At 42.8% G+C, this 13,572-nt stretch carries 14 protein-coding genes; 8 read left to right on the top strand and 6 right to left on the bottom strand.

Annotated features, from left to right (window positions below; genetic code table 11):
* Positions 1-197 precede the first annotated feature (197 nt).
* On the top strand, positions 198-650 hold the full coding sequence (gene azu / locus OS173_RS00395) for an azurin (protein WP_267182290.1): 453 nt from the start codon (positions 198-200) through the stop codon (positions 648-650).
* Positions 651-720: 70 nt separating this feature from the next.
* On the opposite strand, the gene murB is transcribed toward azu, so the two are convergent.
* From murB to OS173_RS00425, 6 genes are all read right to left on the bottom strand, one after another.
* A complete protein-coding gene (gene murB, locus OS173_RS00400) occupies positions 721-1,710 on the bottom strand; it encodes a UDP-N-acetylmuramate dehydrogenase (protein WP_267182291.1) in 990 nt (329 codons plus the stop codon).
* Positions 1,694-2,725 (bottom strand): quinone-dependent dihydroorotate dehydrogenase, encoded by a 1,032-nt coding sequence (locus OS173_RS00405; RefSeq protein WP_267182292.1) that lies wholly within the window; start codon positions 2,723-2,725, stop codon positions 1,694-1,696. Before OS173_RS00405 ends, murB begins: the two co-directional genes overlap by 17 nt.
* Positions 2,726-2,786: 61 nt before the next feature.
* Positions 2,787-4,313 carry an L-piperidine-6-carboxylate dehydrogenase gene (amaB, locus tag OS173_RS00410; protein WP_456085692.1) on the bottom strand — a complete coding sequence of 509 codons (1,527 nt, stop codon included), beginning with the start codon at positions 4,311-4,313 and terminating at the stop codon, positions 2,787-2,789.
* 4 nt (positions 4,314-4,317) lie between these two features.
* Complete coding sequence (locus OS173_RS00415) at positions 4,318-5,250, bottom strand: electron transfer flavoprotein subunit alpha/FixB family protein (RefSeq protein WP_267182294.1); 933 nt, start codon at positions 5,248-5,250, stop codon at positions 4,318-4,320.
* Entirely contained in the window at positions 5,247-5,999 is a 753-nt protein-coding gene (locus OS173_RS00420) for an electron transfer flavoprotein subunit beta/FixA family protein (RefSeq protein ID WP_267182295.1), read from the bottom strand. Before OS173_RS00420 ends, OS173_RS00415 begins: the two co-directional genes overlap by 4 nt.
* Positions 6,000-6,082: 83 nt before the next feature.
* Positions 6,083-7,030 carry a glycosyltransferase family 2 protein gene (locus OS173_RS00425; RefSeq protein WP_267182296.1) on the bottom strand — a complete coding sequence of 316 codons (948 nt, stop codon included), beginning with the start codon at positions 7,028-7,030 and terminating at the stop codon, positions 6,083-6,085.
* Positions 7,031-7,172: 142 nt separating this feature from the next.
* Between OS173_RS00425 and rfbB the strand changes: the two genes are divergently transcribed.
* Genes rfbB through cysQ form a run of 7 tightly spaced genes read left to right on the top strand, consistent with a single transcriptional unit; the run spans position 7,173 to position 13,562 of the window.
* Positions 7,173-8,249, top strand: a complete 1,077-nt coding sequence (gene rfbB / locus OS173_RS00430) for a dTDP-glucose 4,6-dehydratase (protein ID WP_267182297.1) — start codon at positions 7,173-7,175, stop codon at positions 8,247-8,249.
* Positions 8,246-9,124, top strand: a complete 879-nt coding sequence (gene rfbA, locus OS173_RS00435; RefSeq protein WP_267182298.1) for a glucose-1-phosphate thymidylyltransferase RfbA — start codon at positions 8,246-8,248, stop codon at positions 9,122-9,124. The genes rfbB and rfbA overlap by 4 nt, the downstream gene beginning before the upstream one ends.
* Entirely contained in the window at positions 9,121-9,678 is a 558-nt protein-coding gene (gene rfbC, locus OS173_RS00440; RefSeq protein ID WP_267182299.1) for a dTDP-4-dehydrorhamnose 3,5-epimerase, read from the top strand. The genes rfbA and rfbC overlap by 4 nt, the downstream gene beginning before the upstream one ends.
* Entirely contained in the window at positions 9,675-10,565 is an 891-nt protein-coding gene (rfbD, locus tag OS173_RS00445) for a dTDP-4-dehydrorhamnose reductase (RefSeq protein WP_267182300.1), read from the top strand. Before rfbC ends, rfbD begins: the two co-directional genes overlap by 4 nt.
* Entirely contained in the window at positions 10,541-12,007 is a 1,467-nt protein-coding gene (locus tag OS173_RS00450) for a mannose-1-phosphate guanylyltransferase/mannose-6-phosphate isomerase (RefSeq protein ID WP_267182301.1), read from the top strand. Before rfbD ends, OS173_RS00450 begins: the two co-directional genes overlap by 25 nt.
* A complete protein-coding gene (locus OS173_RS00455; protein ID WP_267182302.1) occupies positions 12,007-12,783 on the top strand; it encodes an inositol monophosphatase family protein in 777 nt (258 codons plus the stop codon). The genes OS173_RS00450 and OS173_RS00455 overlap by 1 nt, the downstream gene beginning before the upstream one ends.
* Positions 12,780-13,562, top strand: a complete 783-nt coding sequence (gene cysQ / locus OS173_RS00460; protein ID WP_267182303.1) for a 3'(2'),5'-bisphosphate nucleotidase CysQ — start codon at positions 12,780-12,782, stop codon at positions 13,560-13,562. Before OS173_RS00455 ends, cysQ begins: the two co-directional genes overlap by 4 nt.
* The last annotated feature ends 10 nt before the right edge of the window (positions 13,563-13,572 follow it).

Genomic DNA, 13,572 nt, shown 5'->3' on the forward strand with positions numbered 1-13,572 from the left:
TAAAAGCCATTTTTACCCTGCAATGATCAAAAAAATTAAATTTTATTAAGAAGTTATTAACGTTCTATTAAGTTATGGCGGTTATAATATCGCCATTAAATTTAAAACATTATTTAACTATTTTATCGCGGTTGTTAGTCTTGATTTAAAGTGAGTTAACAACCATATTTATTGTACTTTTATTAGAAGGTTTTATTATGAAAAAATTAATCACATTAACTGTATTGCTTATGTCATTTGGTTTGGTTTCTGCTGTTAACGCAAAGACCTGCGAGTTGGAAATTGACAGTAATGATCAAATGCAATTTGATAAGTCAGAATTATCCATCGGTGCAGATTGTACCGAAGTTAAATTGACTTTAACCCATTCAGGCACTATGGCTGCCAATGTCATGGGTCATAACTGGGTATTGACGCAAACTGATGACATGCAGTCAGTGGCCACAGCCGGTATGTCAACGGGCTTAGAAAATGATTACATGCCTGAAGATTTGTCTAAAGTGATTGCCCACACTGAAATCATTGGTGGTGGTGAGAGCACTTCAGTTACATTTGACGTATCTGAATTGTCAAAAGACGTTAATTATTCTTTCTTCTGCAGCTTCCCAGGTCATTGGGGTGTTATGAAAGGTAAATTCATCGTTGAATAACATCGACATAAATGAGTTATTTAAAATCCCGGGGTTTCCCCGGGATTTTTTTGCCTAAAGTTAGTTGAATTTAAACAATTCGGACTTCTTCTTCGAGGGTGATTCCGAATTTTGATTTGACGGCTTTTTTGGCGGCTCGGCTTAAGTTTTGTAAATCTTCGCTGCTGGCCTTTCCATGATTCACTAAAATAAGGGCATGCTTGTCGTAAAAGCCGGCATCGCCAATTCGCTTCCCTTTAAAGCCACACTTTTCTAATAACCAAGCAGCACTGGTTTTCACCATGTCCTGTTTGTCATCCAAATTAAAAAACGACATGTCTTTGTATTTTTTTTGTAACCTATGGGCTAAATCTTGGTCAATAATCGGGTTTTTGAAAAAACTGCCGGCATTGGGTAGCTCTTTGGGGTTAGGAAGTTTGGATTGGCGAATTTCTGTAACGGCTTTAGCGATATCCGCATAACTTGGTTTTTTGTTTCTTGTCAGCTTGTCTCGTAAAGCCGGATAACTGAGATTAACAGGCCGATTCGGTCGTAAATCCAAACCGATTCTACTAATGACCCAAGGTCGATCATGGTACCTGAAAATACTGTGACGATAGCTGAAGTGGCATTCTTCGTTACTCAGACGGTGATATCCACCGGTTTGCCAATTATAAATTTCCACCCACACCAACACATCTTTTAGTTCTACGCCATAGGCACCGATGTTCTGGATGGGTGCAGCCCCAACAGTTCCCGGGATTAATGCCAGGTTTTCAATACCACCCAGTTGATGACTGACGGCCCAGACAACCAATTCATGCCAAGAGGTTCCCGCCCATGCGACCACTAAATTATCGACCACCTCAATGTGGTCGCGGGGTTTGATGTGTGCCACAAATCGGTTAATTTGGGGGCTTAGCAGTAAATTACTACCACCTGCCAGAACCAACATGTCAGATACTTTTAAGTCCCTTGGTAACGATTCTAAGTCACTTAAAGATTGAATGCTTAGGTATCGTTCACAGGAACTGTCAACGGCTAAAGTATTGAATTTTTTAAGATTATGGAGACGTGACATGCGTTTGTGTTAACCAGGCATTGATGTTGTTGATTAAAGTCGGACCTTGATATACAAAGCCGGTATAAATTTGGATTAAATCTGCGCCACAATCAAACCGCTGTTGGGCGTCGGTAACACCCATGATACCACCAACGGCGATAATTGGGAAATCAGTTCCCAGTAGCTGGCGCATGGTTTTTAGGGTTATGAATGATTTGTGTTTTAAAGGTGCGCCACTGAGACCGCCGGTTTCATGGATTAGCTGTTGGTTACTTATCAGTGTGTCAGGACGGCTAATTGTGGTATTGGTGCATATCAAGCCGTCGATTTCATTTGTTTGCAACACCCCGGCAATGGCTATTAGTTGTTGCTGATCCTCATCCGGTGATATTTTCACCACCAAAGGTGTGTATTGGCCACTTTGTTGTTGTGCTTTAAATTGTGCTTCTTTGAGTCCTGATAATAATTGATTAAGACTGTGTTCGCTTTGTAAAGCCCGTAAATTAGGTGTATTTGGCGAGGATATATTAATGGTAACATAATCGGCATAGCTGTGGGTTTTATTAAAACCAATCAGGTAATCATCCAAGGCCTTGCTGTTGTCGGTATCTTTGTTTTTACCAATATTAATACCTAATACACCTTGGTAAGATGTATTTTTAATTTGCTTAACTAAATAATCAACACCTTTGTTATTAAAGCCCATGCGGTTAATAATGGCGCGATCTTGTTTTAAACGAAATAACCGTGGTTTGTGGTTCCCGGATTGGGGTTTAGGGGTGACGGTGCCGACTTCTAAAAAACCAAAACCCAAACGACTTAAACCAGAAACCGCATCTGCATTCTTATCAAAACCAGCGGCCAAGCCAACCCGACCGGGAAATTGAATGCCCATTAATTTAACAGGCGCAGCCGGTTCGGCACAACCGGCTAATTTGGCTAACGGGCTGCCCAAAGAGTGAATTGCCATATCGTGGGCAGTTTCAGCGGGCAATTGCTGTAATAAGCGACTGTATAACTTTGAGATTATCATGATAAAAAAACCTCAACAAACAAGGCGTTTGATGAGGTTTTTTTTAAGCCTTTAATCATCATTAAATATCGAACTTGATACCTTGTGCCAAAGGCAATTCAGTTGAATAGTTAATGGTGTTGGTTTGGCGTCGCATGTAGGCTTTCCATGCATCAGAGCCGGCCTCACGACCACCACCGGTTTCTTTTTCACCACCAAATGCACCCCCAATTTCAGCACCGGAAGTACCGATATTGATATTGGCAATACCGCAATCGCTGCCATAAGCCGATAAAAACTGTTCAGCGTGGCGAATGTCGTTGGTAAATAAAGCTGATGACAAACCATGCGCGACACTATTATGCTGCTCAATAACCTCATCTAAATTTGAAAAAGTCATGACATATAAAATAGGGGCAAAGGTTTCAGTTTGTACGATTTCCCAATCAGACTCCGCTTTAATGATACACGGTTCAACAAAGAAACCCGGGCCATCACCATAAGGTTTACCGCCTGTTAAAACTTCGCCGCCGGCTTCTTTTGCGCGATTAACGGCATTTAAAAAGGCCTGTACTGATACGCCATCAATCAAAGGACCCATGAGGGTATCTTTGTGCAATGGGTTACCAATTTTAACTTGTTTGTAGGCGTGTACAATTTTGTCGATGAGCTCATCGGCAATGTCCTCGTGAACAAATAGACGTCGGGTGGTGGTACATCGTTGACCGGCTGTTCCCACAGCACCAAACACAATGGCCGGAACCGCTAACTTTAAATCTGCTGTTTTATCAACAATTAAACCGTTATTACCACCTAACTCTAACAGTGAACGTCCCATACGTTTAGCCACTTGCACACCCACTTGCTTACCGACTTGGGTTGAACCTGTGAAAGACAGTAAATTAACCCGCTCATCATCAACAAACTGTTTGGCTAATTCATTACCGCCGTCATTAAACATCATAAAAATGGGTGGAAAATCATGGTCTTTTAACGCTTGGTTACAAATGTTTTGAACTGCAACACCACAAAGTGCCGTTTTTGGGCTGGGTTTCCAGACCGAAATATTGCCGGCTATGGCCGCAATAAAAGCATTCCACGACCATACGGCCACCGGGAAGTTAAAGGCAGAAATAATTCCAACTACGCCCAAAGGATGCCATTGATCATACATGCGATGACCGGGACGTTCTGAATGCATGGTATTACCATACAACATGCGTGATTGACCCACAGCAAAATCTGCCATATCAATCATTTCTTGTACTTCGCCGTCACCTTCGGATTTGATTTTGCCCATTTCAGCGGACACCAAAGAACCCAAGGCATCTTTATGTTTTCGTAAGGCGTCGCCAACAATTCGGACCGCTTCACCGCGTCGAGGTGCCGGAATTTTGCGCCATTCTTTGGCTGCATCTTGGGCGGTCTTAATAACCTGTTCATAATCAGCTTCACTGGCGGAATATACTTTACCTAAAAGTTCACCGGTGGCTGGGTTATGTGATTCAATTAAGCCCGCTGATTCATCTTTTGACCACTCGCCAATACTGGTACAAGTGCCTGGGTTGATGTCTTTAAGACCCAATTCTTTTAAAAAATCCATCATAATCTCCTTAAACTTTTTCTATCATCTCGGGAATGACTTTAAATAAATCACCCACCAGGCCAATATCGGCCACTTCAAATATCGGGGCGTCGGCATCTTTATTGATGGCAACGATGGTACCGGCATCTTTAATGCCTGTTAAATGCTGGATGGCGCCTGAAATACCGAAACACATATAGAGGTCAGGGGCAATAATTTTACCGGTTTGACCCACCTGCATGTCGTTAGGAACATAGCCAGCATCTACTGCTGCCCGAGAGGCGCCGGTGGCGGCTCCGATTTTATCGGCCAGTTCAAAAACCATATCAAAATTTTCTTTGGAGCCGACACCGCGACCACCTGAAATAACTTTACTGGCTGTTTGTAAATCCGGTCGATCTGAATCACCGCTGGCTAATTTAACAAAGGTGGTGTGATCAGCTGCTGTGCTTAATGTACTTTCTTTGATTTCAGCAGAGCCACCGGTGCTTTTATCGGCTTCATAAGAAGCGGTTCGTACCGTGGCCACCTGGCGATCACTGTCGGTGCTGACGGTAATAATGGCATTACCGGCATAAATAGGTCGTTTATAGCTGGTATTATCAATCACTTCCATGATGTCGCTGATTTGATTGACGCCGAGTAGGGCGGCCACGCGCGGCATGATGTCTTTACCAAAAGTGGTTGACGGTCCCCAAATATGGCTGTAGTTTTGAGCCAAATCAGCAATCGTGGGAGCAATCGAAGCAGCCAATTGATCATGGTTGTCCTCACAGCTAACAACATGGACTTCAGAAACACCTTCATATTGTGCCAATTCAGAAGCCAATTCGGCATTCGGTACAAAGAGCACCATATCGATACCATCAGTCTTTAATTGTTTGGCGGCAGTCAGAACTTTGGCGGTTGACTGGTTAATGCTGTCACCATTGTGCTCAGCGAGAATTAATACTTTGCTCATGATAATAACCCCTTGTCTTTTAACATTGTGACGAGTTCATCAACAGACTCCACCATCACGCCTTTTTGACGTGGTTGTGGTGGTTCGTAATGGTTGGCCTTAATGTGGTGATCACTGCGTTCAGGTGCCAACTCGTCAATCGCCAAGGTCTCAAGTGGTTTTTTCTTGGCTTTCATAATATCCGGCAGTTTCACAAAGCGCGGCTCATTGAGACGCAGATCCGTGGAAATAACCGCCGGTAATTCAACTTCAATGGTTTCTAAGCCGGCATCCACTTCTCGGGTGGCTTGTAAGCCCTTGTCAGTGAATTCAATTTGTGACACAAATGTGGCTTGTGGTCGATTCCACAAAGTGGCCAACATTTGAGGTGTTTGGTTGTTATCATCATCAATGGCTTGTTTGCCGGTGATAACGAGGCCCGGTTGTTCTTTTTCAATGACTTTTAATAACACTTGTGCCGCTTGCAGAGGTTGAACGGCTTTATCTGTGTTTACCAAAATGGCGCGATCCGCGCCCATGGCCATGGCTGTTCGTAATTGTTGTTGTGACTCGTCGCCACCAATGGTGACCACCACAACTTCATCGGCTTTACCTTGCTCTTTAATGCGCAGCGCTTCTTCAACAGCAATCTCATCAAACGGATTAATGCTCATTTTGACGCCATCAATGGCAACCCCGGAGCCATCGGGTTTAACCTGAACTCGAACGTTGTAGTCAACAACGCGTTTAATTGCGACAAGTATTTTCATAAATTAGTTACGGTTATAAAAGGCGCTGAATTATATCACTTTTACTTTAATATTTCATTAGGCAGGGTGGCTTGATTCAGTGTTTAATCGGATTTTTTAAAACCATGTTTAATATTTTTTAAATAGCGCTGAAAAATCAGTCTCCGCGACACAAAAACAGGTTTGGGTATTGGCCAGGATAACAGCCATCCCAGTAACAATTCTGGCACATACTTGAGCCCAACAAATACTTGTGCCAGATATTTTTTCCAGCCGATGAAGTGTTTATTTATATAGATATGCTTGGCGGCCAGTGCAGCGCTTTTACTGCGTACGCGGTCACTGATTTGGTATTGCCCCGATACACCGTGATGGTGTAACCATTGGGTGCTGTCCGTGACGGCGACTTTTAGACCCAGCAGCGATGCGCGGCGACATAAATCCACATCTTCCATGAACATAAAAAAGTCCTCATCCCAACCGTTTAAGCGCTTGAAATCTTGATTTTTCATGAGAATAACCGCACCTGAAATCCAGTCACAATAGCTGACATTGTTTTCGTATTTTGTTGTTTTCGATTGTTTAAAAACCCCTCCCATTATCGGTATATAGCGATAAAGTGAAGGAAAGCGTCCGCAAACCCGCTGTGGTTTTCCTTGAGCATTAATCTGTGAGGGTGTCAACAAATCAACCCGTCGTTGGCTGTAAACCTGCATGAGATTATTCAATCCTTGTTTTGGGATTTCAATGTCCGGATTACAAAACAACAGTAAATCTGTTTTTGCCTTGGCAGCACCCATGTTACAGCCACTGGCAAAGCCAACATTTTCAGTGTTGTTAAGCCATTGGACTGTTATGTTTTGCTGGTCAAGTTGTTGGTTTAATGAACTAAAGTCAGGTTTAGCTTGGCTTGAATTATTGTCAACAATAATAACGTTTAGATCACGAATCAAATCCGCTGCAAGGGTTTGTTCAGTCAAACTTATCAGCAGTTGGGTTAATACCTGCCAGCTGTTGTAATTAACAATAATGATTGACACAGAAGGTGGCATGTGTGAGTTAATGGCAGTCTAAAAAATCGCCATTATAGCGTAACAAGCTGTGATGTTTTTTGTAAAACTTGTTTGTTGTCTTGGGGCTGACCCATTGTCACTGTTCTGCTATAATTGACGGTTTTCACGGATACCCATAACGATGCAGGAAAAATGGTTAGTAACCGGTGGTGCCGGCTTTATTGGCGGTAACTTTGTGTTGCGACAAGTCTTACAACATAACCGATTTATTGTTAATCTTGATAAGCTTACTTATGCAGGGAATTTGGATACTTTGGCTGCCGTGGCTGATGATCAACGCCATCATTGGGTGCAGGGTGATATACAAGATCAATCATTGGTGACTCAATTACTAAAACAACACAAGCCGGAAGTTGTGGTTCATTTTGCCGCCGAATCCCATGTAGATCGTTCCATTGAAGGGCCACAGGCATTCATTGATACCAATATAATGGGTACTTTTCATCTGTTACAAGCGGTTTTGGCTTATTATCAAAGTTTAACGGATAAGCAACAACAGGCTTTTAAATTTTTGCATGTTTCCACTGATGAGGTTTATGGCTCTTTGGGTGATACCGGCTTATTTACTGAAAGCACTGCGTATGCACCTAATTCTCCATACTCTGCATCAAAAGCCGCTTCCGATCACTTAGTACGCGCCTATCACCATACTTACGGTTTACCGGTGCTAACCACCAATTGCTCCAATAACTATGGGCCTTATCAATTTCCGGAAAAGCTGATTCCGTTAATGATTGATAAAGCATTAACCGGTCAGGATTTGCCGATTTATGGTGATGGTAAAAATGTTCGGGATTGGTTGTATGTGGAAGACCATTGTCGCGCCATCGAAACAGTTATCGAGCAGGGTCGATTAGGCGAAGTCTATAATGTCGGTGGTAATGAGGAATGGCAAAATATTGACATTGTCCATGCTGTTTGTGATTGCTTAGATCGCTTAAGACCGGCGTCGCAATCTTATAAAGAACAGATTACTTTCGTCAAAGATCGTCCGGGTCATGATAAAAGATATGCCATAGATTCCAGTAAGTTACAGAATGAACTTAACTGGAAACCTAAAGAAACATTTGAATCAGGCTTAGAAAAAACCATCCAATGGTATTTAGATAATCAAAACTGGGTAGAGCGTGTTAAAGATGGTAGTTATCAGGGACAAAGATTGGGTGAAGACCTTAAACAGTCACAGGAGACAGCATGAATCGTAAAGGCATTATTTTGGCCGGTGGATCGGGCACCCGATTATATCCTTTAACCCATTCCATCAGTAAGCAACTGTTGCCGGTTTACGATAAGCCGATGATTTACTACCCGTTAAGCACTTTAATGGGTGCCGGTATAAGAGAGGTGCTGATTATTAATACACCCCATGAACAACCACTGTTTAAAGCGCTATTAGGTGATGGTTCCCAATGGGGTATGACTTTACATTATGCGGTGCAGCCGGAGCCCGGTGGATTGGCACAGGCATTTTTAATAGGTGAGGATTTTATCGGTGATAATCCATGTTGTTTAATCTTGGGTGATAATATTTTTCATGGTGCCGGAATGCGTCAGTTAATGCGCAATGCCGGAGAGCGTGAAAGCGGTGCCACGGTGTTTGGTTATCGGGTACATGATCCTGAGCGCTATGGTGTGGCGGCTTTTAACGAAGCCGGTCAAGTCATTGATTTAGAAGAAAAACCTAAGAATCCAAAATCAAATTTTGCGGTTACGGGGTTATATTTCTATGATAATCAAGTGGTTGAAATCGCTAAAGCTTTAAAACCATCACCCCGCGGTGAATTAGAAATTACTGACTTAAATAAAGTCTATTTACAACAACAGAATCTACAAGTTGAATTAATGGGGCGAGGTTTTGCCTGGTTAGATACTGGTACCCATGACTCCCTGGCTGAAGCCACCAACTTTATCTCCACCATTGAACGCCGCCAAGGTATTAAGATTGCTTGCCCTGAAGAAATTGCCTACAACCAAGGTTGGATTGATGCTGATCAGGTGTTAAAACTGGCCGAACCCATTAAGAAAAATGGTTACGGACAATACCTAATCTCTCTGATCAAATATAAACAATGAAAGTCATTGAAACAGCGTTACCGGGCGTGTTAATCATCGAACCTAAAGTATTTGGCGATGAACGTGGGTATTTTATGGAATCTTGGCAACAACAACGTTACCGGGACATTGGCATTGAGCGAGATTTTGTACAGTCAAATGTCTCAAAATCAGCGTACGGTGTGTTACGGGGTTTACATTTTCAAAACCCAAACCCCCAAGGCAAATTGGTGTCGGTTCTGGTGGGTGAAGTGTATGATGTGGCGGTGGATATTCGTCACGGTTCGCCGACTTTCGGTCAGTACGTGGGTGTCACCCTAAGTGCTGAAAATCACCGCCAGTTTTATGTTCCGGAGGGTTTTGCCCATGGTTTTTGTGTGACTTCAGAGAACGCCATTTTCAACTATATGTGTACTGATTATTACCATGCAGAATCTGAAGCATCGATTGCCTGGAACGATAAAAACATTGGTATAGATTGGCCGATCGATGAGCCTAAATTATCTGCCAAAGACCAAGCCGCTAACCATCTATCAGATTATCCACTCAATAAATTACCAACTTATCAACCATGAAAATTTTACTCACCGGTGCCGATGGACAAGTGGGATTTGAATTGTGGCGAACGCTGCAATTTAATCGTGAAGTAATTCCAACCACATCAAACGGCCGTGATGTGAATGGTATGAGTACCATTAAATTTGATCTAAATGATGCGGATGATGTCAATAATAAATTAGAAGCCATCGCGCCTGATGTCATTTGTAATGCGGCTGCTTATACGGCGGTTGATCAAGCAGAAAGTGATGTTGCTAATGCGCAGCGCATTAATTCTGAGGCGGTGGCGCAAATGGCTGAATTTTGTTGCCAAAATAAATTGCTCATGTTGCATTATTCGACCGACTATGTCTTTTCTGGCGAGCATCGTTTTGCTTGGCGAGAACAGGACCCGATTAATCCACAATCTGTCTATGGCCAGAGCAAAGCGGATGGTGAACAGGCTCTAATTAATAGTGGCTGCGAATACATGATTTTTCGCACCGCGTGGGTGTATGCCAGCCGTCGGCATAATTTTTTAAAAACCATGCTAAAACTGGCACAAACACGTGATGCGTTAAACATTGTGAATGACCAGCAGGGCACTCCGACATGGGCTAATACCATCGCTTTGGCGACCATGCTGGCTTTAAATATTCCCGAAACCGGTGTTTATCACTTAACTGCCGCTGGCCATACAACGTGGTATGGTTTTGCAAAACGTATTTTTGAGCAAGCAGTGCGCATTGGATTACTGGAAAAGATGCCAAAATTAACCCCTGTTACAAGTGATGAATTTCCCACTGCGGCCACCCGACCAAAATATTCCGTACTTGATTGCCAAAAATTTTCAGGTACCTTTAATGTTAAACTGCCACATTGGCAAACAACTTTACAGCTATGTATGCAAAGGATGAATCCATGAACATTATTCCCGTTATTTTATCCGGCGGTGCCGGCACCCGATTATGGCCGGTATCTCGTCAAGCTTACCCGAAACCTTTTATGCAATTGTCAGATGGGCAAAGTCTGGCTGCCTTAACCTTTGATCGGGCTTTAAAAGTAGCTACCGATAACACGGTGTTGACTGTGACTTCTCGTGATTATTATTTTTTGTGCAAAGACATTTATCAAGCCAACCCACAAGCTGATATGCGTAAGCAGTACTTCTTGTTAGAACCCAGCGGTCGAAATACCGCCCCGGCGATTGCATTGGCGGCACTACAAACCCAACAGTTGTATGGAAATGAAGCGATAATGGTGGTGATGCCATCAGATCATCTCATTAAAGATGAGGAATTGTTCATTGATACAGTTAAAACAGCAGCGCAACAAGCTTCGCAAGGTTTCTTAACCACTTTTGGTATTTATCCGACCGCGCCTGAAACCGGTTATGGTTATATCAAAGCCGGTCAATCATTGACAGCAGAGGGGGTTTCGGAAATCGCAGAGTTTGTTGAAAAGCCCGATTTAGCCACTGCTAAAAAATACCTGGCTTCCGGCGAATATAGTTGGAATTCAGGCATGTTCTGCTTCCAGGTGGGTGCTTTGCTGCAGGCATTTGAAGACACAGCGCCGGATGTGTTGGCTGCGGCTAAAAACTGTTTTGACGCGGTTGATAGCAATCAACAGCAAATTGAGTTCAATGCCGATTTATTCACTCAGTTACCGGATATTTCCATTGATTATGCCATTATGGAAAAAGCCAAAAAGCGGGCGGTGGTTGATTCGCGTTTTGATTGGAATGACATTGGTTCATGGAATGCCATGGCAGATTTGTTAGAAGGTGACGAAAGTGGTAACCGCATTGAAGGCAAAGCGGTGGTCATTGATGCCAATAATAACTACATTCGAGCTGGTGATCGTTTAGTGGCGGTGGTCGGGGTTGATGATTTGATGGTGGTAGACACCACTGATGCGGTTTTAATTGCGCATAAAAATAAATCCCAAGGAGTTAAAGATGTGGTGCAATTTTTAAAAGCAAAATCCCATGAAGCCGCGGTTTATCACACCACAGTGCATCGTCCGTGGGGCAGTTATACCATCTTAGAAGATGAGGATGACTGTAAGGTTAAACGTCTGGTGGTCAAACCGGGACAAGTCTTGTCATTACAAAAACATTATAAGCGCAGTGAACATTGGACTGTGGTCACCGGTACTGCGAAAGTCAGGGTGGGTGATGATGAGTTTATGCTCAATGAAAATGAATCGGTGCATATTCCGGTGGAAACTTTACATCGATTAGAAAATACCACTGACACGGATATTGCCTTGATAGAAGTGCAATGTGGCAGTTACTTCGGAGAAGATGACATTGTTCGTTATGAAGATATTTATGGACGTGTCGCCAATAAAAAAGCCAATTAATGATGAATCAAGAGCAATTACAAAAAGCCACCGAGATGGCACGTTATGCAGCGGCCCAAGCGGCCGGTTTAATTCGTTCTTATTATATGAATCGAGATAATATCACCGAAGTGAAATCTGATAACAGTCCCGTAACCATTGCTGATAAGGAAGCTGAAAAAACCATTATCCGAATAATTAAAGAAGCCTATCCTGATCACGATATATTTGGTGAAGAGTATGGTCGTGATGGCGAAAACAGTGATTATTTGTGGCTGATTGATCCCATTGACGGTACCAAAAGTTTTGTTCGTGGTTATCCCTTTTTCTCAACTCAAATTGCGCTGATGTTCAAAGGTGAGTTGGTGTTGGGAGTATCCCATGCGCCTTTAATGGATGAACAAGCCTATGCGTATAAAAATGGTGGTGCTTATTTAAATGGTGAACCATTAAAAGTCCAACAACAATGGAGTGAACACAGCTCTTGCGTATCCACCGGAAATATCCAAAGTTTAGTGCATAATAATTGGCACAAGTTAGGCCAACTTTTGTTAAAATTCAGTAAAATTCGCGGTTACGGGGATTTTTATCATTATCACCTGTTAGCCGGTGGTAAGATTGATTTATTGATTGAAAGTGATGTTAATATTTTAGACATCGCGGCGTTAACCGTTATCGTTCGAGAAGCCGGTGGTTTAATTACCGACTTAAACGGGCATAACATTGGATTGGATACCACGGACGTGGTGGCCGGTAATCAACAAACACATGCTTTGGCAATGGATTATTTATCATGAAAACCTTATTAAATGCAGTAGAACAATTGGCTGTAAAAGCCGGTGATGCCATTATGGACATTTACCAGTCCGATGATTTTTCAGTGGAACATAAAGCAGATGATTCTCCGTTAACCCGTGCAGATTTAGCCGCCCATCATTGCATTGTAGAAGGCTTGCAGGCTTTGCAAGAAAACTACCCCATTTTATCCGAAGAATCTGCAGACATTGATTATGAAGAGCGCCGTCAATGGCAGCGTTATTGGCTGGTTGATCCTTTGGATGGTACCAAAGAGTTCATTAAAAAGAATGGCGAATTTACGGTTAATATTGCTTTAATTGATGACGGTAAGCCGGTTTTATCAGTGGTCTATGTCCCGGTACAGAAGTTGTCCTATTCAGCGGCCGAAGGTGTGGGTGTATTTAAACGCGATAACGGTCAAAAACAATCCATTAAAGTCATGAAAAACAGCCGTTATAAGCCCACAGTTGTTGGCAGTCGATCTCATCCCAGTGATGAATTAAAAGACTATTTAGAGCGCTTGGGTCAACACGAATTAGTGGCCATGGGCAGTTCCTTAAAATTTTGTATCGTCGCTGAAGGTAAAGCCGATTTATACCCACGCTTGGGACCCACCTCTGAATGGGATACGGCTGCCGCACAATGTATTGTTGAGCAAGCAGGTGGACATGTGGTGACCTTAGAAGGTGAACCTTTACGTTACAACCAAAAAGAATCCTTACTCAATCCGCATTTTATGGTGTTTGCTGATACCGGAAAAAACTGGGTCGGTGTATAAAATCAAATTG

Origin of the sequence: Marinicella gelatinilytica (assembly GCF_026410405.1) — a bacterium.
Taxonomy (GTDB): Bacteria; Pseudomonadota; Gammaproteobacteria; order Xanthomonadales; family Marinicellaceae; genus Marinicella; species Marinicella gelatinilytica.

Excerpts from the sequence above, each read along its gene's own strand:
- OS173_RS00405 (WP_267182292.1), bottom strand. The coding sequence starts at position 2,725 with ATGATAATCTCAAAGTTATACAGTCGCTTATTACAGCAATTGCCCGCT.
- OS173_RS00415 (WP_267182294.1), bottom strand. The coding sequence starts at position 5,250 with ATGAGCAAAGTATTAATTCTCGCTGAGCACAATGGTGACAGCATTAAC.
- murB (WP_267182291.1), bottom strand. The coding sequence starts at position 1,710 with ATGTCACGTCTCCATAATCTTAAAAAATTCAATACTTTAGCCGTTGAC.
- rfbC (WP_267182299.1), top strand. The coding sequence starts at position 9,121 with ATGAAAGTCATTGAAACAGCGTTACCGGGCGTGTTAATCATCGAACCT.
- azu (WP_267182290.1), top strand. The coding sequence starts at position 198 with ATGAAAAAATTAATCACATTAACTGTATTGCTTATGTCATTTGGTTTG.
- rfbB (WP_267182297.1), top strand. The coding sequence starts at position 7,173 with ATGCAGGAAAAATGGTTAGTAACCGGTGGTGCCGGCTTTATTGGCGGT.
- OS173_RS00455 (WP_267182302.1), top strand. The coding sequence starts at position 12,007 with ATGATGAATCAAGAGCAATTACAAAAAGCCACCGAGATGGCACGTTAT.
- OS173_RS00425 (WP_267182296.1), bottom strand. The coding sequence starts at position 7,030 with ATGCCACCTTCTGTGTCAATCATTATTGTTAATTACAACAGCTGGCAG.
- rfbA (WP_267182298.1), top strand. The coding sequence starts at position 8,246 with ATGAATCGTAAAGGCATTATTTTGGCCGGTGGATCGGGCACCCGATTA.
- rfbD (WP_267182300.1), top strand. The coding sequence starts at position 9,675 with ATGAAAATTTTACTCACCGGTGCCGATGGACAAGTGGGATTTGAATTG.
- cysQ (WP_267182303.1), top strand. The coding sequence starts at position 12,780 with ATGAAAACCTTATTAAATGCAGTAGAACAATTGGCTGTAAAAGCCGGT.
- OS173_RS00420 (WP_267182295.1), bottom strand. The coding sequence starts at position 5,999 with ATGAAAATACTTGTCGCAATTAAACGCGTTGTTGACTACAACGTTCGA.
- OS173_RS00450 (WP_267182301.1), top strand. The coding sequence starts at position 10,541 with ATGTATGCAAAGGATGAATCCATGAACATTATTCCCGTTATTTTATCC.